The following is a 26,017-nucleotide window of genomic DNA, read 5'->3' as shown; positions in this document are numbered from 1 at the left end:
TTAAAAATATATTTTTAAATAATAAAATATTTAATAAGATATTTATGTATTGAATTTTATTTTTAATGCAGCACTAATAAAAATGTAAGTGCTGTTTAATTTTTATATTTATATTATAACTTATAAGTTTTATTTTTATAATTATAGTTATTTATTTTAATTATTTATACGTTCACGCAGTATTTTGCTTGCTTTAAAATGTGGTATATATTTACCTTTTAATTTAATTTGTTTTCCTGTTTTTGGGTTACGCCCGATACGTGGTCTACGATAGTGAAGATAAAAACTTCCAAAATTACGGATTTCAATACGTTTACCAGAAGCTAGTGAATTAGTTATATACTCAAGTAACTCTTTAATAGTATTTTTTATTATTTTCGATGAAAATTTAGATTGATTATTAGCTATTTTTTCAATTAATTTTGATTTTGTCATTTTTCTTTTTTTTATTTTAAAAAATATTAATTATTTTCCTTAGCTGCTTTAAAAGCTTCAACCATGGTATTATGATTAAAATTGGATATTTCTTTTTTATTTGCTGTTACAATGTTGTTTTTTTCTTCATTTTCTTCTTTAGTTCGAATAGATAAATTAATTATTCTATTTTTACGATCAACTCCAATATATTTGGCATTTATATTATCACCAATAGATAATATTTTAGATAAATCATTAATATGATCTTTTGAAAAATCTTGTAATCGTATACAACCTTCTATACCTTCACTTATTTTAACAATTGCGTTTTTATTATCTATTGATATTATTTCACCAGAAATTATATTTCCTTTTTTTATATTTGATAAATAATTATTAAATGGATCTTCATATAACTGTTTTATCCCTAATGATATACGTTCACGTTCTGCATCTACTTGTAAAACAATTGCAGATATTTCATCACCTTTTGTATAGTTACGAACTGCTTCTTCACCATTTGTAATCCAAGAAATATCAGATAAGTGCACAAGTCCATCTATATTACCATCTAAACCAATAAAAATTCCAAAATCAGTTATTGATTTTATTTTTCCTTTTACAGAATCACCTTTATTATGTGTTTCTGCAAATTTTTTCCATGGATTACAATTGCATTGTTTTATCCCTAATGAAATTCTTCTTCGTTCTTCATCAATATTTAAAACCATTATTTCAATAATATCATTAATATTAACAACTTTGGAAGGATGAATATTTTTATTGGTCCAGTCCATTTCTGAAACATGTACTAAACCTTCAATACCTTCTTCTATTTCAACAAAACATCCATAATCAGTTAAGTTAGTAACACGTCCAGTTAATTTACTTCCTTCTGGATAACGTTTTGCTATTAAGACCCAAGGATCTTCTCCTAATTGTTTTAGTCCTAGTGATACTCTTATACGTTCTTTATCAAATTTTAAAATTTTAACATTAATTTCATCACTAACATTAACAATTTCGTTTGGATGTTTAACACGTTTCCATGCCATATCTGTTATATGTAATAACCCATCTACACCGCCTAAATCTACAAAAGCTCCATAATCAGTAAGATTTTTAACAATACCTTTAATTTCCATTCCTTCTTGTAACTTTTCTAAAAGTTGGTTTCGTTCGACACTGTTTTCTGATTCAATTACAGCACGTCTTGAAACTACAACATTATTTCGTTTTTTGTCTAATTTTATTACTTTTAGTTCAAGTTCTTTTCCTTCTAATATAGTTGTATCACGAATTGGTCGTATATCTACTAATGATCCTGGTAAAAAAGCTCGAATATTATTTAATTCTACAGTAAATCCACCTTTAACTTTACTATTAATAATTCCAGTTATAATTTCAGATTTTTCATAAGCTTTTTCTAATTTTAACCATGATTCATGACGTTTTGCTTTTTCACGAGATAAAATCGTTTCACCAAATCCATCTTCTATTGTATCTAAAGTTACATCAATTTTATCATTAATTTTAATTTCTAATTCATTATTAGAATTTTTAAATTGTTCTATTGGTATCGATGATTCTGATTTTAACCCAGCATCAACTATAACGACATCTTTATCTATAGAAATAATTGTGCCGTTAATAATAGAACCAGGACGTGTTTTAATATATTTTAAAGATTCTTCAAAGAGTTTAGCAAATGATTCAGTCATCTTTATAATTTCAAAATTTTATATAAACGTACATTTAGCATCCAGCAATAATTGTAGTTATTTTATGTGTCATACAACAATCCTTAGTTGTATAATGTATTTTTAAAAATAATTATGTATTACATAATATATTAATTTATAAAATTTTATATATAATAATAATTATATTTTTTTTTTATATAATTTTTTATAACTTTAATAATTTCTTCAATTGACATTTTAGAAGAATCTAGTATTAATGAATTTTTTGCAGCAATAAGAGGATTAAATTCTCTGTTGTGATCTCGTAGATCACGTTCTTTTATTTTTTTTAAAAGATCTTCAAAATTTATATATAATCCTTTTTTTTGTAATTGTTTCATTCGTCGTTTAGTGCGTATTTGTAATGAAGCATCTAAAAAAATTTTTACTGATGCATCAGGAAAAACTACAGTGCCCATATCACGACCATCAGCGATAAGTCCAGGTAATTTTCTAAAAGAACGTTGAAGAAATAATAAAGCATGTCTAACTTTTTTAAAAGTTGCTATTTTTGATGCTAAAATACTAATATTTTCATTTCTAATTTTATCTGTAATATCTTTACCATCTAAAAAAATTTTAGCAATATGTTTATTAAAAACAAAACGTACATTTAAATTTATTATTAATGATACTAATGAATTTTCTGATTTTGTATTTATTTTTTTATATATTGCTGCTAATGCTAATGTTCGATAAATTATACCTGAGTCTAAAAAATTCCATTTAAGTTCATTAGATAATATATTGCAAACTGTTCCTTTACCTGAACTACTTGTTCCATCAATTGTTATTACAGGTATAATTATTGGCATAATTTTCCTTAAATTATAAATTGTATGATTTGTTTTACATAAATTTAAATTAAAAAAATTTAATATAAATATTTAAATGAATTATTTCAACTTAGTTTTATAAATTCATTAAAATAATTAGGAAATGTTTTTTTTACGCAATTACAATTTAAAATTGTTACTGGGGTATCTGATAGAGCTATAAGTGAAAAACACATAGCAATTCTATGATCGTCATAAGTTTTTATTCTAGCATAATTAATTTTTTTTGGTGGATAAATATGAATATAATCATTTCCTTTTTTTATTTTTGCCCCAATTTTTCGTAATTCAGTAGAAATAGTATGCAATCTATCTGATTCTTTTATTTTTCAATTGTATATATTTTTAATAATTGTTTTCCCTTTTGCAAAAATAGCTACTAAAGCAATTGTCATTGCTATATCAGGAGTTGAGTTCATGTTTATATTAATACCTTTAAGTATAAATTTTTCACATTCTATGGAATTATTATTCCAACGAATTATTGCTCCCATTTTTTTTAAAATATTAGCAAATTTTATATCTCCTTGTAAACTATTACGTCCAACGCCTATTACACGAACTTTTCCACCTTTTATTGCTGCTGCTGCTAAAAAATATGATGCAGACGAAGCATCTCCTTCTATATAATAATTATTAGGTGATGTATATTGTTGTTGACTTTTAATAAAAAAAATTTGATATTTATAGTTTTCAACAAGTACTCCGTATGTTTTCATTAATGTTATAGTCATATCTATATAAGGTTTAGAAACTAATTTATTTTTAATTGTAATAGTTGTATCTTTTTTAGCCAATGGGCTTATCATTAAAAAAGCACTTAAAAATTGACTTGAAATAGAACCATCTAAAGAAATTATTCCTCCAATAAAACCGCCATTTAAATGAATCGGAGGATAATTTTTTTTATTTAAATAATTAATTTTTGCGCCGCAACATCTTAATGCATCAACTAAATGTCCAATTGGACGTTTTTTCATGCGTTTATTTCCAGTAAGAATAATGTTGTTTTTAGATAGAGAAAGGGCAGCTGTTAAAAATCTCATTGATGTTCCAGAGTTACCAAGAAAGATTTTTAATTTTTTATTTGAGTATAAAGATTTTCCTGTTCCATTTATTTGACAACGTGTTTTATTTTTAGTTAAATTGAAAACGATATTTAATTTATTTAAAGCATTAAACATATATTTTATATCATCACTGTTTAATAGATTTATAAGTGTAGTAGTTCCTTTTGCCATGCTAGATAACAGCAATACTCTATTTGATATACTTTTTGAACCTGGTAATTTAATTGTTCCATTAATTAAATGTATTGGTTTTAATGTTATAAAATTCATAATCTTGAATTATAAAAAAATAAGTTAATTTTTATGAATGACGGTATTTAAAATCATTCATAAAATCCACTAAAGCTTGAACTCCATCTATTGGCATTGCATTATAGATTGATGCTCTAATACCACCTAATATTTTATGTCCTTTTAATGAATGTAAACCTTGTTTTTTTGCTTCTTTTATAAAGATTAAATCTAATTTAGGTTCTTTTGTTTTAAATGGTATATTCATTAAAGAGCGATTTTTTTTTGTGATATTATTAAAGTAAAAGTCACTATTATCAATAGTGTTATAAAGTAATTTTGATTTTTCATAATTTTTTTTAGCTATTTCTTGTAAACCACCTTGTTTTTTTAACCATTTTAATACCATACCAGATAGATACCATGCAAAAGTTGGAGGTGTATTAAACATAGATTTGTGTTTTGATAATATATTATAATTAAATACTGATGGCGTTATCGATGAGTTTCTTAAAAGTAAATCTTCTCGAATTATTACAATTGTTATTCCAGAAGGACCAATATTTTTTTGTGCACTAGCATAAATAATACCATAAAGACTAACATCAATAGGTTTAGATAAAATAGAAGAAGAATAATCTGCTATTATAATTTTATTTTTTAGAAATAAAGGATCTTCATGAATACTTAAACCACTAATTGTTTCATTTGGACAATAGTGAATATATGCTGAATCGTTAGTTATTTTCCATTTGTTTATTTTTTTTAAACTAAGTTTTCCATTTTTTTCTTCGATTATTTTTATAATATTAACATTGCAATATTTTTTTGCTTCTTTTGCAGCATATTCAGACCAATATCCGCTAATAATATAGTCAGTTTTTGTTTTTTTTTCTAATAAATTCATTGGTATAATAGAAAATTGTGTCCTAGCTCCTCCATGACAAAATAATACTTTGTAATTTTTTGGAATATTTAATAATTCACGTAAATTTTCTTCTGTTTCTGTTGCTATTTTAATAAAAATTTTTTCTCGATGGCTTATTTCTATTATAGAAATTCCTAATCCATTAAAATTACAGAATTCTTTTTTAGCTTCTTTCATAACATCTACAGGAAGCATTGCTGGACCTGCGCTAAAATTATAAATTTTATTCATTTTTTTTCCATTAAATTTTCAAATATATTTTATTTTAGTAAAAAATTAATATTTAAATTTTAATTTAATATTTTATATGAATTAATTTTAAATTTTAAAAATTAAAAAAATATAAATAGTATTTTATATATTAATTAATATTATCTTTAATAAGATTAATAAATTCTTCTTCCATTATATTAAGATGTTCTTTACCATTGAAACTTTCAAAATAAATTTTAAACGTTTCATCTGTTTCTGATTGTCTAATTGCTATCCAACTATGATTTGTAATAATTTTAAACCCACCGATAGATGTTTTATTACTAGGAGGTATTTTAAAATATTTAATTATTTTATCTCCGGCAAATTTATTAATTAAAGAACTTTTAAGAAAAAATTTTTTTAATTTTATTAATTTTGTATTATTAATTTTTATTTGTGTACGTTTATATATTGGTGAACCAAATTTTTTTGATAATTCATTATAATGTTGTTGTGGAGATTTACCAGTAACTGCTGTTATTTCAGCTGCTAATAAGCATAATATGATGCCATCTTTATCTGTTGACCAAGGTTTTCCATCTATTCTAAGAAATGAAGCACCTGCGCTTTCTTCTCCAGCAAAACCTATTTTTCCACAAAACAAACCATTAACAAACCATTTAAATCCTACTGAAACTTCTATTAGTTTGCGATTTATGTTTTTAACTATATAATCTATCATAGAACTAGATACTATTGTTTTTCCAACTGAAATGTTTTTATTCCATAAAGGTCTATGATGGAATAAATAATTGATTGCTACTGTTAAATAATGGTTAGGGTTCATTAAACCTTCAGGTGTAATAATAGCATGGCGATCATGATCAGGATCATTAGCAAATAGTAAATCAAATTTATTTCTTTTTTTTAAAAGTTTGTTCATTGTCCAGTAAGATGAACAATCCATACGAATAACACCGTCATAGTCTAAAGGTATAAATCGAAACGTTTGATCTATTTGATCATTAAGTATTTCAATATTTAATTGATAATATTTTGATATATATTTCCAATATTCGATACCAGATCCACCTAAAGGGTCAACAGCCATTTTAAGTTTAGATTCAAAAATAGATTTTATATCTATAACTTTATTTAGTGATGAAACATAAGGTAAAACAAAGTCTTTTTCTATAATATATTTATTTTTTAATGATTTTTTAAAATTTAATCGTTTTATACCATTAAGATTATTAATAAGAAATTTATTAGCGTTGTTTTCAATTATAGATGTTAAATATATATTTGCTGGGCCACCATTTTTATAATTGTATTTTATTCCGCCATATTCAGGAGGATTATGAGAAGCTGTTATTATAATACCATCTGAAATATCTAAATTATTTTCATTGTGTTTTAAAATCATATTTGAAATAACAGGTGTTGGAGTAAAGCCATTTATTTTTTGTATAATTATTTTAATTTTATTTGCCACGAATACTTCAATTATACTAATAAATGCAGCTTCTGATAATGCATGAGTATCTTTTCCTATATAACAAGGACCTGTTATACCATATTTTTTTCTTAAATTAACTATTGATTGCGCAATGGATATAATATGATTTTCATTGAAATTTTTGTTTAATGAAATTCCTCTGTGTCCAGATGTACCGAATTTTATAATTTGAGTTTTATTTTTTGGATTTGGTTTTTCTGTGTAATATTTTGCTATAAGTTGAGCAATATTTATTAAATCGTTTTGAGTAGGAATATTTCCTGCATTTTTATGTATTATCAATTGTCTTTCCTAAAATTATTAATTTTTATTATTTATTTATATATTTATATTAATATTTTCTAAATATAAATAATGTAATTTTATTAGTTTTATATATTAGTATAATATTTATAAAATATAATAAGTAGTTTTTTTTAAATTTTAAATATGTATTTATAAAAATATTTATATATAAAAATAATAAAAAAAATTAATAAAATATTTATAGTTTGTAATAAATTTTTATTTGTAATTAAAATAATTTAAAATATATTTATTTTATTTTAAATGTAAAATTACGATTTTTTAATTTTTTTATTATATAAATTTTATAAAATATATTTTAATAAATATTAAAATTTTGTGGTTTTATGTATAAATTATATTTATTAAAACAAATGCTTATTAATTATATAAAATTGTTTTGATATTTTTATTTTTTTACATAATATTAATTCTATAATAATTTGATTTATTTTTTTACATGTTTTAATTATATTTTTTATATTATATTAATTTATATTTTATAATGTTATATTTTTAAGGTGTTTAAAATTATTAATTGTTTATTAATCAAAATTATTTAATTTTATAAAATATTTGTTTAAATTAAAAAATATTTTTATTGTTGGTAAAAATATTTTTTAATTTAAATTATTTTTAACTATTTTATATATATTATATTATTATTTAATAAAATTAAATATTTTATTTTTTTTATATTCATGTGTATATTATATTTGTTTTAAATTAAAAATAACAAGTTTTGTTTTAAAATAAGTTTGTAAAATTAATTGTGATTAATTTAATAAAAAAAATTTTAAAAGTAATTTAATTTTATTAATTTTTTTAATTATTTTATATAATATAAAAAGATAAAATACATTTTATCTATAATAGTAAAATATTATTTAATATTTTTATATGATTAATATAATAAAAGTATTGTAATTGTTATTTATAATTTATTATAAATATTTTTTATTTTTAATATTTGAATAAAATAAATATTTTTTAGATTTTATATAATTTTATTATTTAAAATATTATGTTTATAATTGTAAATATTTTATTTAAATTATAAAATAAATTTATATTTTAAATATAGTTTTATGTTAATAAAAATTATATTTATTTTTTATTTATTTTAAATAATTTATTATTAAGTTAGCTTAATAATAAAAATTATAAATAATTTATGATATATTTTAAAATATAATAGTTAAAAATTAAATTCATTGGAAATTTAAATAATTATTTTAATGATTGTTGATCATTATATTTTTTTTGTTATAAAAATAGTTATTTATGTATAAATAATATGTTTTAGTTATATTTTAAATTTTAAATAAAGTAATATACTTAATTTTTTTAAAATAGTAGAATTAAATATGTTGAATTTTGTATTTTAAGGTTGTTATGTTTAAATTTGATAAAAAAACATTTCAGGGTCTTATTTTAACTTTACAAAATTATTGGATAAAGCAAGGTTGTACGATTATTCAATCGTTAGATATTGAAGTAGGAGCAGGTACATCTCATCCTATAACATGTTTAAATTCTTTAGGGCCTGAACCTATTGCTGTTGCTTATGTTCAAGTATCTCGTAGGCCTAGTGATGGAAGATATGGTGGTAATCCAAATCGTTTACAACAATATTATCAATTTCAAGTTGTTATAAAACCATCGTTTGATAACATTCAGAATTTATATATAGATTCATTAAAAAAAATAGGAATTGATTTAAATGTTCATGATATATGTTTTCTTGAAGATAATTGGGAAAATCCAACGCTTGGAGCATGGGGGATAGGTTGAGAAGTATTATTAAATGGTATGGAAATAACTCAATTTACTTATTTTCAACAAATGTGTGGTATTGAATGCAAACCTATTTCTGGTGAGATCACTTACGGACTTGAGCGTATTGCTATGTGTATTCAAAAAGTTGATAATATCTATGATATTGTTTGGTCAGATGGTGTTTTTGGTAAAATTACTTATGGTGATATTCATTATCATAATGAAGTTGAACAATCCTGTTATAATTTTGAACATACAAATGTTGATTTTCTTTTTAAAAGTTTTGATGAATATGAAAAAGAAGTTAAATATTTACTTTTTTTAAAGAAACCTTTACTATTTCCAGCATATGAACGTGTATTAAAAGCATCTCATATTTTTAATTTACTTGACGCACGTAAAGTTTTTTCTATAACTGAACGTAAACATTATATTTTGCGAATACGTAATTTAAGCAAAAATATAGGTGAATTGTATCTTTCTCATCGTAAATCGCTCGGTTTTCCTATGCTTTTTAAAAAATAAGGATTTTATGATAAAAAAAACTTTTTTAATAGAAATTGGTACTGAAGAATTACCTCCTAAAGAATTAAAAATATTAGCAGAATCTTTTAAAAATAATTTTTTAATAGAACTTAAAAAAGTTAATATAATTCATGGTGATGTAAAATGGTTTGCTACATCTCGTCGTTTAGCATTAAAAATTTTAAATTTATCTTTGTTACGGTTTTATCATAAAATTGAAAAACGTGGTCCTGCTGTTTTTCAAGCTTTTGATTCAAATGGAATACCAACTAAAATTGGTAAAGCTTGGGCATATAGTTGTAATATTTCAATAAATCAAGCTGAACGTATTGTTACAGAAAAAGGAGAATGGTTGGTTTATCGTTATATAGAAAAAAGTAAAAATATTAAAGAATTATTAGTTAATGTTGTTAAAAAATCTATTTGTAATTTAAATATTGTTAAATCAATGCGTTGGTCAAATAAAGATATTCAGTTTATTCGTCCTATTCGTACTATAACTATGATTTTAGGTAAAGATTTAATAAAAGGTAAAATTTTAGGTGTTAATAGTAAGCGTAATATTTTTGGACATCGTTTTATGGGTAAAACTAAATTAATTATTAATGATGCTAATGAATATCCTGATATTTTACGTAAATATGGGAAAGTTATTGCTGATTATGAAGAACGAAAAAGAATTATTATATATGAAATTAAAAGAATAGCAAAAAAATTAGGTGGAAAAGTATATTTAAAAAACGATGATTTAATTGATGAAATAACATCAATAATAGAATGGCCTGTTATATTAATTGGTAATTTTAAAAAAAAATTTTTAGAAATTCCTTTGGAAGAATTAATTTATAACCTTAAAAAAAATCAAAGATGTTTTTTTATTTATGACAAAAATAATTATTTAATACCAAATTTTATTTTTGTTTCAAATATTGAATCTTCTAATTCAAAAGAAATTATAATTGGAAATGAAAAAGTTATGAATTCTCGTTTATCCGATATTGAATTTTTTTTAAAAATGGATAAAAAAATTCATTTAAAAGATAATTTGTATAATTTAAAGTCTGTTTTATTTTATAATAAATTAGGTACATTATTTGATAAAACGTTTCGTTTAAAATTATTATCAATTTATATTGCAAAAAAAATAAATGCGAATATAGATCATGTATCTCGTGCTGCTATATTATCAAAATGTGATTTATTAACTAATATGGTTTTTGAATATACAAATATGCAAGGTATAATAGGAATGTATTATGCATTACGTGATGGTGAACATAAAGATGTTGCATTAGCCTTAAAAGAACAATATAAACCTAGTTTTTTTGATGATAAACTGCCATCTACAAAAGTATCTGATTCACTTTCTATTGCAGAAAAAATTGATAATTTAGTTGGTATTTTAGGTATTAAAAAAAATTTTAAAGGTGACAATGATCCATTTGCTTTACGTAGAGCTGCTATTGGTGTGTTACGTATTATTATTAAAAATTGTTATTCTATTGATTTATTGAAAATAGTTCAAAAATCTGTTTATTTATATGGTGATAAATTAAGTAATGTTAATGTTGTTAATGATGTTATTAATTTTATGTTTGCAAGATTATTGTTTTGGTATAAATATATAGGATATAAAATTAATATTATACAATCTGTATTAGCATGTAATTTAACACAACCTTATGATTTTGATCTTAGAATTAAAGCTGTTGATTATTTTTGTTCTTTAAAAGATTCTCAACAATTAATTATAACAAATAAACGTATATCTAATATACTTAATAAATCAAAAGAATCATTATCAGATAAAATATTAATTTCTATTATGAACTCTCCTGAAGAAGTTAGATTTGCAATTAATATAATTTTATTACAAATTAAATTAAGTTTAGTTTTTATAAACAAAAATTATAAAGAATCTTTAATTGAACTTTTATCGTTTTATAAAAATATTAATATTTTTTTTGAAAAGGTAAAAATATTGGATGAAAATAAAGAGATTCGTATTAATCGTTTAACTTTACTTAATTATTTACAGGAATTATTTTTAAAAATTGCTGATATATCTTTATTAAAATAATTATTTTTATATATTTAATATATAAACATATAAAATAATTATTTTTAAATATTTTATTTTTTTAAAATTAAAAATATATTTTTATTAATAAGTATATTTATTATATTTAATAATTTTATATAAAATTATTAAATATATTTTATTTGTAATATTTACATAATAAATATTTGTTAAAATTAATAGTTTTATAAAATGTATATAAATAAAATATTATCAATATTTTATAAAAAAATATAATTTTATATTTTTTGTTTTAAACAATAATTTATTCAATATAAATACACTGATTTGATTTTGTTTATTATTTTAAATTAAATTTTTAATAAAAAATATAAATTTTATAAAAAAATTTGTTAAGTTTTTATAGTGTATTGTTAAATTAATATAAATTGTTTTTTTATTAAAATTTTTCATTTATTTTTATATTATTATTTTTTAATATTAATTTAAATATATTTATATATTGTAATAATTATTAATTAAATATATTTTATTTTAAAGTTTTTATTACTAGTTACTCAGTTAATTTTTTTTTGATATAAATAATATGGATTATAATATTTTATATAATTTTATAAAAAAATTTGAATTTTAAATTAGTATATTAATAAAAAACCAAATTTTATAGAAAAGTATTTTTTATTTTTCTATAAAATTTGGTTTTGTTTTCATTTTGTATAAAAACTATAAGTATTTTTAAAATTTTTATAGAATTGTTTTAAATATAAAAATAGTTTTAAATGGTATTATATTTTATAATATTAATAAATATTTATTTTTATATTTATTAAATAATTTTTTAAAATAAAGATAATAATACAGTTATATTTATTTTTGTATATATAAGTCAATATTTTATTGAATAAGGTTAAAAACTATAATTTTTTATTTTAGTGTGATTTTATATTTTTATATAATTAATTTTTTTTGAAAATATTTTTTAAAAAAATTGTAATTGTTATAACAACTATGTTTTAAATATTCCTAATCATGAGTTACATTAAAATGAACATAAAAGTCCGACGCTCGTTAACATTAAAAAGTATGAATGTTTTTTTTCTTATTACCATGTTTTTATTAGCTGTTTTTTTATCTATTCAATTTAATTTTTTATTAGAACAACAAAAAAAAAGTTATATAGAACAGTTAAATAATATTGCAAATCAAATTCAAAAACCATTAAATGATTCATTATCTAAATCAGATTTAAACAATACCAAAAATCTTTTAAGTATATTAAAAATATATGCTTTTATAAATAAAGTTATTGTTACAATTGATGATGTTGATATTATTGATTTGTTTTTTTTTTCAAAAAAACAAATACCCGATTGGGCTATGTATTTTATAGATATTCCAAGTGAAATTACAATCCCATTATATCAAAATAATATTAAAGATTTTCAAAATAAATCAAAACATTGTTTAATATTACAAATAGATCATAGTTGTATATATCGTTTTATATTAAATATGATTGCTTTGATGATGACTATATATTTATTATTAACATTGATTATTGTTATTGTTATGACATGGTGTATTAATAGAATTATTATAAGACCGTTACGACAAATTGCAATTGAATTAAAAATAGTAAAATGTACAAAAAATCTTTATGTATCTAAATTTCATCAAGATGATGAAATTGGTTTATTGGTAAAGAATTATAATCGTAATATAGGATATAACAATAAAAATACAAAATAATAAGTATTAGTTTTTAAAAAAAATAATTTTTTTAAATTTTAAATAAATATTAATATTGTTTTTTTAAAAAAATATTTTTTATATGTATAATATAAAAATATTTTAAATTTAATTAAATATTTTAATAATATTTTATATTTTTAATATTAATTAAAATTTAATTATTAAATTTTAATTAATATTAAAAATGTTTATTTATAAAATATAAACAAGTGTTTATTTTATATATTTTAAAAATAAATATTAAAATGTATTTTTTTATTTTAACAAGATATAAAGAAATTTTATAAAATATAGGATTAAAAAAAATATGAATAGACATTATGATTATATTGTAATTGGAGGTGGTAGTGGTGGTATTAGTTCAATAAAATATGCATCAATATATGGTAAAAAATGTGCTTTAATTGAAGGTAAAAAATTAGGAGGAACTTGTGTTAATTTAGGATGTGTTCCAAAAAAAATTATGTGGTATGCATCAAATATTTCTGAAATTATTAATTTTTATGCTGCTAATTATGGATTTGATATATTAAAAAGTAATTTTGATCTAAAAAAATTAATTAAAATACGTAATAATTATATTAATCGTGTTTCTCAAAGTTATTATGAAATTCTTAAAAAGAATAATATAACTATAATAAAAGGATTTGGGAGTTTTATTGATAAAAATACATTAAAAGTTAATAACGAGTTTTATAGTGCTGATCATATTTTAATTTCATCTGGTAGTTATCCATTTGTACCTGAAATACGTGGTTCAGAGTATGGTATAACATCTGATGGTTTTTTTGAATTAAAAAAATTACCTAAACGTGTTGCCATTATTGGTGCTGGTTATATAGCTATTGAAATAGCTGGGATATTAAATTCATTAGGTGTTGAAACTCATTTATTTATTCGTAAAAATATACCTTTGCGTTCATTTGATTCAATAATAAAAAAAACTTTAATAGAAATAATGAATATAAAAGGAATTATTTTACATAATAATTCTATTTTAAAAGAAATTATAAAAAATGATAATAATTCTTTAACATTAAAATTAGAAAATAATAATGAATATATAGTAGATGTTTTAATTTGGGCTGTTGGTCGAAAACCTATGACAAATAATTTAAATATCGAAGTTACTGGTGTAAAACTTGATGAATATGGTTATATAAAAGTAGATAAGTATCAAAATACTAATATTAAAAATATATATGCTGTTGGTGATAATACAAATACTGTTAAACTAGCTCCTGTTGCTGTTACAGCTGGTCGTAATTTATCAAAACGTTTATTTAATAATAGTTGTAATATGTATTTAGATTATAATACAGTTCCAACTGTAGTATTTTTTAACCCACCTATTTGCGCTGTTGGTCTTACTGAATTTCAAGCTATTAAAAAATATGGTTTTAATAATGTAAAAATATATACATCTACCTTTAATTCTATGTATACTTCTATTACTTTACAAAATATACCTTGTAGATTAAAATTGGTTTGCATTAATGATAATGAAAAAATTATAGGTATTCATGGTATTGGTTTTGGTATGGATGAAATTTTACAAGGTTTTGTTGTTGCATTAAGAATTGGTGCTACTAAAAAAGATTTTGATAATACAATTGCAATTCATCCAACAATTGCAGAAGAATTTGTTACAATACGTTAAAAAATAATTTTTATAATTATTTAACTAAGATTAAATAAATGATTTTTTTATTATTTTTTAATTTTTTTAAAAAAATTAAAAAATTAATAGATAAGTATTGTACTGTAATAATTATTTTAGATTATTAATTTTATAAAAAAATTAATAAAAAATATTTGATATATAATGAGATTATTTTGTGAAAAAGAATATATTATTTGTATTTTTTGTTTTAATATCTTTAAATATATATTCAAAAGAATATATAGAAGGAAATGAATATATAAAAATTAAAAATGTTAATAACATACCAAAAATTCTTGAATTTTTTTCTTTTTATTGTATTCACTGTTATGAATTTGAATGTTTTTATAAAATACCACAAGAAATAAAAAAAAATTTGCCAAGTAGTATAAAAATTGAAAGGTATCATGTTGATTTTTTTGGTCCGTTAGGTAAAGAGCTTACAAAGGCATGGGCAGTTGCTATTGCATTAAAAATAGAAGATAAGATGATACCAATTTTTTTTGAAGGAATAATAAAAACAAAAACTATAAAAAATAAAAATGATATTATCAACGCTTTTGTTAAAGTTAATGTATCTAATAAAAAATATAATTATATAGTTAATAGTTTTTTAGTTAAATCAATTATAAAAAAACAACAAAATGCAGCGAAACATTTAAATTTACAAAGTGTGCCTTCATTTTTTGTTAATGGTAAATATAAAATATGTAATGATGTTTTTTTTACTGAAGAATTAACAAATTATGGAAAAGATTATTCAGAATTAGTTAAATTTTTAATTAATAAAATTTAATATTTTATATAATTAATAAATATATTAATAATTAATTTTTTATAAAATATTATTTGTTAAATAATAATAAAATTAGTGGTATATTATGTTTTTATTAATTATAGATAATTATGATTCATTTACATATAATCTTTATCAGTATTTTTCTGAATTAGGAGCATCTGTTACAGTAAAACGTAATGATAATATTACTATAAAGGATATTGAACATAATTTATTCACGCATATTGTTATATCACCAGGACCATGTGTTCCAAATAAAGCTGGAATATCTATTGAAGTAATAAAACATTTTGCTGGGAAAATACCTATTTTAGGTATTTGTCTTGGTCATCAAGCAATAGGACAAGCATTTGGCGCTACTATAGTAAAAGCAAAAAAAATAATGCATGGTAAAAAATCTTTAATTAATCACAATAATTACGGTGTATTTAAAAATATTAAAAAATCATTTACTGTTATTAGATATCATTCTTTAGTTATTAAAAAAGATACTGTTCCTGATTCTTTTTTAATAACTGCTTGGTCTTTAGTTGATAATAAAATTGACGAAATCATGGGAATTTGTCATAAAAAATTTCCTGTTGAAGGTATTCAATTTCATCCTGAAAGTATTTTAACTGAATATGGATATGAATTATTAAGTAATTTTTTAAGATATTAATATGATATTAAGTATTTTGAATACTAAGTATCATATTAATAATTATTAGTTTTATCTTGAACTACGTCTATTAAAATTACGTCGGTAAGAATTATTAGTAGAATTTAAATAATAATTTTTGTTGTTTATGTTTTTATATGTAATTGTATTATGTTTGTTATGTTCAAAAGTTTTTTTATTACTAATTAATTGAATTTGTATTGGTTTGTTTAAAATATAAGTACGATTTAAATGCATTAAAACATGATTTTTTATACCTTTTGGTAATTCTATAATTGAATGACTATTAAATAGTTTTATATTTCCAATATAACGACTGTTTATATCTCCTTCGTTTGCAATTGCTCCAATAATATGACGAACTTCTACTCCATCATCTCGACCAACTTCAATACGATATTTTTCCATTTTTTTAAAATTAGAATATTGTTCATTATTTTTATTAGATTCTATAAAATTAGAACGTTTAATATTATATCGTCTAACATTACGATTATTGAATTCATTATATATTTTTTTCGGAGTATCTGGTGGTAAAATTAAACTTCGTTTTCCTTGAGCTATTTTTAATAATGCTGCTGCTAATGTTTCTAAATCAATGTTTTCTGTAGATATTTTTGTTAATAATTTACGATATTTATCTAAATCTTTACTTTTTAATTGTTGTTGAATTTTTTTAATAAATTTTGCTTGTCTATGTTTGCTTAATAGTTCTGCATTTGGTAATTTTACTTCAGGTATTGTTATTTTAATAGTACGTTCAACATTACGTAATAATCGACGTTCACGATTTTCAACAAATAATAATGCACGTCCTGTTCGTCCTGCACGTCCTGTTCGTCCTATTCTATGAACATATGATTCAGCATCCATTGGAATATCATAGTTAACAACTAAACTTATACGACTAACATCAAGACCTCTAGCTGCTACATCTGTTGCAATTAAAATATCTAAACGACCGTCTTTAAAGCGTTCTAATGTTTGTTCTCGTAATGTTTGATTCATATCCCCATTTAATGCTGCGCTATTATAACCATTTCGTTCTAGAGATTCAGCTACTTCTAATGTTGCATTTTTAGTTTTAACAAAAATAATAGCTGCATCAAAATCTTCTATTTCTAAAAATCTAACTAATGCTTCATTTTTACGCATAGCATAAACTGTCCAATAACTTTGATTTATATTTGGACGAGTTGTAATATTAGATTTAATACGTATTTCTTTTGGTTCTTTCATAAAGCGTTGTGTAATACGTTTAATTGCTTCTGGCATAGTTGCTGAGAATAATGCTGTTTGATGTTTTTTTGGTATTTGATTCATTATATTTTCAACATCTTCAATAAAACCCATTCTAAGCATTTCATCAGCTTCATCTATTACAATACATTTTAATTTATCAAGTTTTAATGTACCTCGTTTTAAGTGATCTAAAAGACGTCCTGGTGTACCAACAACAATTTGTGGTTTTTGACGTAAAGTACGAAGTTGAATATCGTATTTTTGACCTCCGTATAATACTACAACGTTAATGTGATTAATATATTTAGAAAAATTACTCATTGATTCAGCAATTTGTACAGCTAATTCTCGAGTTGGTGCTAAAATTAAAATTTGTGGAGCTTTTACAGATATATCGATGTTATTTAATAATGGTAAACCAAATGCAGCGGTTTTACCGCTTCCAGTTTGCGCTATACCTAATACATCTTTTCCTTTCATTAATAATGGAATACATTGTTCTTGAATTGGAGATGGGGTTTTATACCCTAAATCATCCAATGCTTTTAGAATATATATAGGTATTCCTAAATCAGTGAAAGAAATATTGATTTTATTAGACATGTAAGTGCCTCATATTTTTTATTTATATCAGTAAGTTTATATAAAATATTTTATGTTATAATATAACAAGTTTTAATTATTTTTTTCGTAATTTAGAATTGATAATTCTAATAATGAACATCTATGTTCTATAAAGTAATGTACATTATTTGCTATGCTTAGTTTAAATGAAATTATTGCGTTATCTTTATCTTCCATATATAAATAATATTTTCCTAAGTAGAAATTTATTCTACTAAGATATTCAGCCAATAAAACATTATTAGTAATTTTTTTTTTTAAACGGTTTATTAGTATGTTGTTATTAATATAACCAATATAATATTCTACAAGATTTCATCCAAATGATTCTTTTTTAGCATTATTAAATCTATAAATAAGATTATCTTTAGCTTTTTTTTTATTTATATTATTTTCTATAATATAAAGCCATAAACTTCTAAATGGATCATTTGGATCTATTTTATAATAATTTAGTAGATCTTCTTGTGCTAATTTATATCTACCTCCATAATATAAAGCTATTCCTCGATTCATTAATACAGATCTGTAGTTTGGATTAAGTTCTAAAGCAGAATCAAAAGCTTCATAAGCATTTTCATAATTACCAGATTGTATAAAATATATACCAAGAAAATTAAAAATTTCTGGTATATCAGGACGTATATTTAAGACTTTTAAAAAATCATTACGTGCTAACGTTTTTAAACCTAAACTATCGTATATTACGCCACGTTCATATAAAAGTTGTCCATATTCATAATTGCTTAATGAATGACTCGTAAGAATTTGTTCTATACGAGTCAATACTATTTCTTGTTGTAATGTAGGTTGAAGTGGAATTGCAAAAATTTTTTTTTATCATATTTATTACTATTACAGCCGATGTTAAAAATAATTAACGTTAATAAAATATGAGTAAAAAAAAATATTTTTTTAATATAAATATTGTTCAACGTGTTATTTCTCTTGTATTATTAATTTTAGTAATTGTAAATTAGATTTTATGCTAAGTTAAATTATTAAATATTTTATATATTATTAAATTTTGTTGTAATAGCTTCTTTTATGCTTAAACGCATACGACCTTGACGATCTATTTCTAATACTTTAACTGATACATTTTGTCCAGTTTTTATATGATCAGTTATTTTTTCTATTCTTTTATCAATAATTTGTGAAATATGTACTAAACCTTCTTTTCCCCCATTTATTGAAACAAAAGCACCAAAATCAACAATTCGTGTAATTTTACCTTGATAAATATGCCCAACTTCAATTTCTGCTGTAATTTTTTCAATTAGACGTATTGCTTCTTTTGCTTTAAAACTATCAATTGCTGCTATTTTTACTATTCCATTATCTTCTATTTCAATTATTGTGTTTGTTTCTTCTGTTAATGATCTTATTACTGAACCACCTTTGCCTATTACGTCTTTTATTTTATCTGGGTTTATTTTTATAGTATAAATACGAGGTGCAAATTCAGAAATTTCTTTTCTTGGTTTATCAATAGCTTGTTCCATTGTATTTAATATATGCAATCTAGCTCCTTTTGCTTGATTTAAGGCTATTTGTATTATTTCACGAGTTATACCTTCTATTTTTATATCCATTTGTAAAGAGGTAATTCCTTCTCGACCACCGGCTACTTTAAAATCGATATCTCCTAAATGATCTTCATCACCTAATATATCAGATAAAACAACGAAATCATTACCTTCTTTTATTAATCCCATTGCAATACCTGCAATTGCAGTTTTTATTGGAACACCTGCATCCATAAGAGCTAATGATGCACCACATACAGAAGCCATAGATGATGATCCATTAGATTCTGTAATTTCAGATACGATACGAACAGTATATGGAAAATCATTATGTTTTGGCATAACAGCTAATATGCTGCGTTTTGCTAGACGACCATGACCAATTTCTCTTCGTTTAGGTGAACCTATTATACCAATTTCTCCAACAGAATAAGGAGGAAAATTATAATGAAATAAAAATCGATCAGTATATTCTCCCATTAAATGATCTATTACTTGTGCATCACGATCAGTTCCTAAAGTTACTGTTACTAAAGCTTGTGTTTCACCACGAGTAAACAACGCTGATCCATGAGTACGAGGTAGTACCCCAGTTCGTATATCTAGAGCTCTAACCATATCTTTTTCGCGACCGTCAATTCGAAGTTTTCCTTTAATAATACGAGTTCTAACTATTTTTCTTTCTAAATTATTAAAAATTTCCGTGATTTCAAAAAAATTAATATGTTCGTATTCTAATGTTACAATTGAAATTATTTCTTCTTTTATTAAATTAATTGATGCATAACGTTCTTGTTTATTAGTTAAACGATATGCATTACTTATTCTTTTTTCTGCTAATTCTATAATACGATTTTGTATGTTTTTATTAATTGTTTTTTCTTGCCATTCCCATTTTTCTTTTTCAATTTTTTTAGATAATTCATTTATATTTTGAATAATGATTTGTTGTTGTTCTTGACCAAACATTATTGCACCCAAAATTTTTTCTTCGCTTAATAAATTAGATTCAGATTCAACCATCAATATAGCATTTTTTGTACCTGCAACAATTAGGTTTAGATTACTAGATTTTAATTCATCTAATGTTGGATTTAAAATATATTGATCATTTATAAATCCAACACGTGCTGCTCCTATTGGTCCTTTAAATGGTATACCAGATATTGTTAATGCAGCCGATGCTCCAATAATGGAAACAATATCTGGATTAATTTGAGGATTAACAGAAACTACAGTTGCAATTATTTGTACTTCATTTAAAAAACCTGATGGAAACAATGGTCTTAAAGGGCGATCTATTAAACGAGATGTTAGAATTTCACATTCAGATGGGCGTCCTTCACGTCTAAAAAAATTTCCTGGAATTCGACCTGCAGCATAACTGCGTTCTTGATAATTAACTGTTAAAGGGAAAAATTCTTGATTTTCTTTAATTTTTTTTTGAATCATTATAGTAACAAATACAGCTGTATCATCCATATTAACCATAACAGCTGCGGTTGATTGACGTGCAATCATACCTGTTTCTATTGAAACAGTATGTTGTCCATATTTAAATTTACAAACAATAGGATTTAACACAATATTACCCTTTATTAAGATTATTAGAATAATTATATATTTAGTAATATAGATATATTATTTGATATGTTTTACTAAATAAAAATATTAAGTTTATGTAATTTTTTATTATATGAGTAGCTCAGATGTAATAAAGAGATAAATTAAGAATTATATTAAACATTTATTTTGAATTTTATTTAAGTCTATTAATTTGAATAAAACGGGGCTTTAGCCCCATTTTAAAAATTAAATAATTTAACGACGTATATCAAGACGATCAATTAAATTGATGTATTTTGTAATATTTTTTTTTTTAAAATAAGTTTGCAAACGTCGTCTTTTTGCAACCATATTAAGTAATCCACGACGACTATGGTGATCTTTTTTATGTTCTTTAAAATGATTGTTTAAATGTTTAATTTTTGCAGTTAATAAAGCAATTTGAACTTCACTTGAACCTGTATCGTTTTTATACCTACTGAATTCAGAAATAATTTTAGATTTTGCTTCATTATTTAGAGACATAAAAAACTCCAATATTTATTTTAAAAATTAAGTTTTATATTCTACTTATATTATAAATATAATGCAATAAAAGTAATTGTTATGTATATTATTGTTTATAGTAATTTACTAAACGTTTTGGAAAAATATCACCGTTTTTGTTAATCAAAGCAATACCTAAAAAATTTTGATCTTTATTTAAAACTCTAATAATTTGTTCAGCATATGAATTTTTAAATCTAGTATATATACACTGGCCATATATAAATCGTTTTTCATTATTTTTATTTAATTTTATAACTGGAAGATGTGTTATTCCTGAATCAATTGGTAATAACAATGTATCTAATAAAGATTCATAAGAACCATTTCCTTCATTTATTTGTGTTTTTAAAGATATTAATTTTTCAATTTTTATCATTTGATTATTTTGATAATTATATATTTTTGTTCTTCGTAGATAAATTACATGTGCTCCACAACCTAAAAGTTCTCCTAAATCATCAATAATAGTACGAATATATGTTCCTTTTAAACAATGTATTTCTAATTCTAATTCATTGTTTTCTAAACGAATGTATTTTATTTTATTAATTGTAATTAAACGTGGGGATCTATTAATTATAATTCCTTTTTTTGCATATTTATACATAGGTTTCCCTTTATATTTTAAAGCAGAATACATTGGTGGTATTTGAAAAGTTTTTCCTTTAAAAGAATTTAAAGCTGAATAAAGATCTTCTTTTATGAAATTAACTTTTCGTTCATTGATAATTTTTCCATATGAATCTGATGTATCTGTACGTTGTCCTAATTTAGCGATAACTATATATTCTTTATTTGAATTTAGTAAAAATTGTGAAAATTTTGTTGCTTCTCCAAAACAAATAGGTAACATTCCGGTTGCTATAGGATCTAATGTTCCTGTGTGTCCTGCTTTTTTAGCATTAAATAGTTGTTTAATTTTTTGTAATGCTTTATTTGAAGAAATGCAAATTGGTTTATCCAATAGTATTGTACCGTTTATATTTCTTTTTTTACTATTTTTCATTTTTTATTATAAATTTTATTATTTATTTTTTTTCTATTGATTTTGAAATTAAATTGTATATTTTTTTTATTTTTTCTAAAGAATTATCATATATAAAAAATATTTTTGGTGTAATACGTAAATTAATAGATTTACATAATAAATATTGTATAAAACCAGAAGCTTTATTAATAATTTTAATTTTTTCAATAATTATTTTAGTTTTGTTTTTGTTATTTTCAATATTTGAAAAAGTCACAAAAACTTTGCAGTATGCAATATCTTTTGATAATATAACATTAGAAATATTAGTCATATATATACGTTGATCATTTATTTTACGTTGTAAAATAATTCCAATTTTTTTTTGTATTTCTTGTGAAATTTGTTTATTACGTATAGATTTTTTTGTCATTACACCAACCATAGTTATTATTAATTATTTATAGAATGTTTTATTTCAATAACTTTTAAAACTTTAATAATATCATTGATACATATATTATTAAAATTTTTTATTCCAATACCACATTCTGTTCCATTATATACTTCATTAACATCATCTTTGAAACGACGTAGTGATTCAATTTCACCTTCATGAATAATAATATCATTTCTTAAAATATGAATTAAATTATTGCGATTAATTATTCCTTCTATTACTATGCAGCCTGCAATTGTAGTAGATTTTGTTGATTTAAATATATTTTTTACTTTAGCTATACCTATTATTTTATGTTTATATTCTGGTTTTATCATTCCTAGCATTGATTGTTTTATATCATCTATTAAATTGTAAATAACTGAATAGTATTGAAAATTAATATTTTCGTTTTCAATAAAACGTTTAGCAGAAGTTTCAGGTTTGACATTGAATCCTAATATAATTGCATTAGATGCTATAGCTAATGTTGCATCTGTTTCTGTAATATTACCTACTCCAGAAAATATTATTTTTATTTTTACTTTATCATTTGATAATTTTTTTAAAGAATTTTTAATAGCTTCACAAATACCTTGAACGTCAGTTTTTAAAATGATATTTAATTCGGAAATTTTGTTTTCTTTTGTGTTAGAAAATATATTTTTTAGTTTAGATTTTTGTTGACGATCTAGTTTAATATCGCGAAATTTTCCTTGTCTATATAAAGCTACTTCACGTGCTTTTTTTTCATCTCGTACTACAGAAGCTTTATCACCGGCTGAAGGTATGTTTGATAATCCAAATATTTCAATTGGAATTGAAGGTTCAGCTGATTTAACATCTTTACCAAATTCATCTCTCATAGCTCTAATACGTCCATATTCAAAACCGCATAAAATTATATCTCCTTTATTTAAAGTTCCTTCTTGAACAAGAATTGTTGCTACAGGTCCACGTCCTTTATCTAAATAAGATTCAATAACAACACCTCTTGCCATACCTGTATATATTGTTTTTAATTCTAATATTTTTGCTTGTATTAAAATAGAATCAAGTAGTATATCTATTCCAATGCCTTTTTTAGCTGATACTTCAATAAATTGAGTTTTTCCACCCCAACATTCTGGTATAATGTCATATTTGGATAGTTCGTTTTTTATGCGATCTGGATTTGAATTTACTTTATCAATTTTATTTATAGCTACAATAATTGGTACATTAGCTGCTTTAGCATGCTGTATAGCTTCTATTGTCTGAGGCATTACTCCGTCATCAGCAGCGACAACTAGTACAACTATATCTGTTACTTTAGTTCCACGTGAACGCATTGATGTAAATGCTGCATGTCCAGGTGTATCTAAAAATGTGATTATCCCTTTTTTTGTTTTTACGTGATATGCTCCTATATGTTGTGTAATCCCACCGGCTTCTTTATGTGCGATTTTTGTTGAACGAATATAATCAAGAAGTGATGTTTTGCCATGATCAACATGACCCATTATTGTTACGATTGGTGCACGTGGTTTTTGAATTGCAACACCAATATCTCTATCTTTTAATATTGATTCTTCTAGTTCGTTTTCTTTTCGTAAAATAACATTATGTCCCATTTCTTCAACAACTAATTGTGCAGTTTCTTGATCTATTATTTGATTTATAGTTGCCATTGCTCCCATTTTTATCATTGTTTTTATTACTTGAGAACTTTTTATTGCCATTTTATTAGCAAGTTCTCTTATAGTAATTGTTTCGCCAATTATTACATTTTTATTTATAGTAGAAACTGGTTTGGTAAAAACTTGTTGTAAGAAATTATTTTTTCGTTGTTTTTCTTTTGGATTGTTTATTAAACGACTAATAGCGTGTTCTTCTTTTTTATATATTTTTTCAGAAAATTTATTATTTTTCTTTTTATTACGAATTATTTTATTAGAGCGATTACGTAGATGACGTTTTTCTTTTTCATTTTTGTCATTTTCATTTAAGATATTATAATTATAATTTATATAATGGTTATGATTAAGTTTTTTGTCATTATAATTTCGTATATTATTTCGCTCTTCTAATGTTTTTGTATTTTTTTCATTTATACGATTTAATTCTGTTTTATTTTTTAAGTTGTTTATATGTCGAATGTTATTTTTTTGTGTTTTTTCTATTTTTTGGTTATATTCATTTTTTTTGTTTTTTTCTTTTTTATTTACTAAGTGAATTTTTTTGTTTGTTATTTCATCTTTAATATTTATGTTTATTTTATTTTTTATTATATTTTCTATTGATTTTTCTTTTATTTCATTTTCGATTTTAGATGATTCTTTTAATTCATATTCTTTAAATTCTTCTGTTTTGATTTCATCTGTAATGCGATTGATATATGTTCGTTTTTTACGTACTTCAATATTTATTAATTTGCTTTTTCCTCCTATAATTGGCACGTTTAATGTACTGCGTGTTTTTCGTTGAATTGTTAATTTTATTTGTTGTTTTGATGTGTCTTGTTTTTTGTTTAAGTAATTTAACAATGTTTTTTTTTCAATTATAGAAATAGAATCGTTTTTATTTTTTTTAATTCCTATTTTATCAAATTGTTTTATTAAACAATCCGTTGTAATATCAATTTTTGTTGCTAATGATTTTATAGTTTCTGTCATGCCG

18 protein-coding genes and 1 pseudogene are annotated in these 26,017 nt (G+C 22.2%); 6 read left to right on the top strand and 13 right to left on the bottom strand.

Going from position 1 to position 26,017, the window contains the following annotated elements; translation table 4 throughout:
• Nucleotides 1-156: 156 nt before the first annotated feature.
• The 6 genes from ihfB to AAGD61_RS02350 form a co-directional block, all read right to left on the bottom strand.
• Nucleotides 157-435, bottom strand: coding sequence for an integration host factor subunit beta (ihfB, locus tag AAGD61_RS02375; protein ID WP_341764857.1), 279 nt, complete (start codon nucleotides 433-435; stop codon nucleotides 157-159).
• A 26-nt stretch (nucleotides 436-461) separates the two neighbouring features.
• On the bottom strand, nucleotides 462-2,138 hold the full coding sequence (rpsA, locus tag AAGD61_RS02370; RefSeq protein WP_341764856.1) for a 30S ribosomal protein S1: 1,677 nt from the start codon (nucleotides 2,136-2,138) through the stop codon (nucleotides 462-464).
• A 146-nt stretch (nucleotides 2,139-2,284) separates the two neighbouring features.
• Nucleotides 2,285-2,974 carry a (d)CMP kinase gene (cmk, locus tag AAGD61_RS02365; RefSeq protein ID WP_341764855.1) on the bottom strand — a complete coding sequence of 230 codons (690 nt, stop codon included), beginning with the start codon at nucleotides 2,972-2,974 and terminating at the stop codon, nucleotides 2,285-2,287.
• A 59-nt stretch (nucleotides 2,975-3,033) separates the two neighbouring features.
• Nucleotides 3,034-4,335, bottom strand: a complete 1,302-nt coding sequence (aroA, locus tag AAGD61_RS02360) for a 3-phosphoshikimate 1-carboxyvinyltransferase (protein WP_341764854.1) — start codon at nucleotides 4,333-4,335, stop codon at nucleotides 3,034-3,036.
• 31 nt (nucleotides 4,336-4,366) lie between these two features.
• Entirely contained in the window at nucleotides 4,367-5,455 is a 1,089-nt protein-coding gene (gene serC / locus AAGD61_RS02355) for a 3-phosphoserine/phosphohydroxythreonine transaminase (RefSeq protein ID WP_341764853.1), read from the bottom strand.
• A gap of 130 nt (nucleotides 5,456-5,585) precedes the next feature.
• On the bottom strand, nucleotides 5,586-7,220 hold the full coding sequence (locus AAGD61_RS02350; RefSeq protein WP_341764852.1) for a phosphoglucomutase, alpha-D-glucose phosphate-specific: 1,635 nt from the start codon (nucleotides 7,218-7,220) through the stop codon (nucleotides 5,586-5,588).
• A 1,398-nt stretch (nucleotides 7,221-8,618) separates the two neighbouring features.
• Here AAGD61_RS02350 and glyQ point away from each other — a divergent pair.
• From glyQ to AAGD61_RS02320, 6 genes are all read left to right on the top strand, one after another.
• Nucleotides 8,619-9,527, top strand: a complete 909-nt coding sequence (gene glyQ, locus AAGD61_RS02345) for a glycine--tRNA ligase subunit alpha (protein ID WP_341764851.1) — start codon at nucleotides 8,619-8,621, stop codon at nucleotides 9,525-9,527.
• A 7-nt stretch (nucleotides 9,528-9,534) separates the two neighbouring features.
• The gene (gene glyS, locus AAGD61_RS02340; protein ID WP_341764850.1) at nucleotides 9,535-11,607 is read left to right on the top strand and encodes a glycine--tRNA ligase subunit beta; all 2,073 of its coding nucleotides are present in this window, start codon (nucleotides 9,535-9,537) and stop codon (nucleotides 11,605-11,607) included.
• 1,005 nt (nucleotides 11,608-12,612) lie between these two features.
• Nucleotides 12,613-13,317: a HAMP domain-containing protein gene (locus AAGD61_RS02335; protein ID WP_341764849.1), complete on the top strand. Its 705-nt coding sequence runs from the start codon at nucleotides 12,613-12,615 to the stop codon at nucleotides 13,315-13,317.
• A gap of 310 nt (nucleotides 13,318-13,627) precedes the next feature.
• Nucleotides 13,628-14,980, top strand: a complete 1,353-nt coding sequence (gene gorA, locus AAGD61_RS02330; protein WP_341764848.1) for a glutathione-disulfide reductase — start codon at nucleotides 13,628-13,630, stop codon at nucleotides 14,978-14,980.
• 178 nt (nucleotides 14,981-15,158) lie between these two features.
• Nucleotides 15,159-15,779, top strand: coding sequence for a DsbA family protein (locus tag AAGD61_RS02325; protein ID WP_341764847.1), 621 nt, complete (start codon nucleotides 15,159-15,161; stop codon nucleotides 15,777-15,779).
• A gap of 85 nt (nucleotides 15,780-15,864) precedes the next feature.
• The gene (locus tag AAGD61_RS02320) at nucleotides 15,865-16,443 is read left to right on the top strand and encodes an anthranilate synthase component II (RefSeq protein WP_341764846.1); all 579 of its coding nucleotides are present in this window, start codon (nucleotides 15,865-15,867) and stop codon (nucleotides 16,441-16,443) included.
• A 51-nt stretch (nucleotides 16,444-16,494) separates the two neighbouring features.
• On the opposite strand, the gene AAGD61_RS02315 is transcribed toward AAGD61_RS02320, so the two are convergent.
• The 7 genes and pseudogenes from AAGD61_RS02315 to infB form a co-directional block, all read right to left on the bottom strand.
• Nucleotides 16,495-18,288, bottom strand: a complete 1,794-nt coding sequence (locus AAGD61_RS02315; protein WP_341764845.1) for a DEAD/DEAH family ATP-dependent RNA helicase — start codon at nucleotides 18,286-18,288, stop codon at nucleotides 16,495-16,497.
• A 72-nt stretch (nucleotides 18,289-18,360) separates the two neighbouring features.
• A pseudogene (nlpI, locus tag AAGD61_RS02310) lies at nucleotides 18,361-19,140 on the bottom strand (lipoprotein NlpI); the annotation flags it as partial.
• Between the two features lie 179 nt (nucleotides 19,141-19,319).
• Nucleotides 19,320-21,422, bottom strand: coding sequence for a polyribonucleotide nucleotidyltransferase (pnp, locus tag AAGD61_RS02305; protein ID WP_341764844.1), 2,103 nt, complete (start codon nucleotides 21,420-21,422; stop codon nucleotides 19,320-19,322).
• Between the two features lie 237 nt (nucleotides 21,423-21,659).
• Nucleotides 21,660-21,929, bottom strand: coding sequence for a 30S ribosomal protein S15 (gene rpsO, locus AAGD61_RS02300; protein ID WP_341764843.1), 270 nt, complete (start codon nucleotides 21,927-21,929; stop codon nucleotides 21,660-21,662).
• 88 nt (nucleotides 21,930-22,017) lie between these two features.
• On the bottom strand, nucleotides 22,018-22,959 hold the full coding sequence (gene truB / locus AAGD61_RS02295) for a tRNA pseudouridine(55) synthase TruB (protein ID WP_341764842.1): 942 nt from the start codon (nucleotides 22,957-22,959) through the stop codon (nucleotides 22,018-22,020).
• A gap of 22 nt (nucleotides 22,960-22,981) precedes the next feature.
• Nucleotides 22,982-23,365, bottom strand: coding sequence for a 30S ribosome-binding factor RbfA (gene rbfA / locus AAGD61_RS02290; RefSeq protein WP_341764841.1), 384 nt, complete (start codon nucleotides 23,363-23,365; stop codon nucleotides 22,982-22,984).
• Nucleotides 23,366-23,373: 8 nt separating this feature from the next.
• Nucleotides 23,374-26,013, bottom strand: coding sequence for a translation initiation factor IF-2 (infB, locus tag AAGD61_RS02285; RefSeq protein ID WP_341764840.1), 2,640 nt, complete (start codon nucleotides 26,011-26,013; stop codon nucleotides 23,374-23,376).
• Nucleotides 26,014-26,017 lie beyond the last annotated feature (4 nt).

Source organism: Candidatus Providencia siddallii, from assembly GCF_964026685.1.
Classification (GTDB): Bacteria; Pseudomonadota; Gammaproteobacteria; order Enterobacterales; family Enterobacteriaceae; genus Providencia_A; species Providencia_A siddallii_A.
Note: the sequence above shows the minus strand (reverse complement) of the source record. Positions and strands in the feature narration are given on the sequence as shown.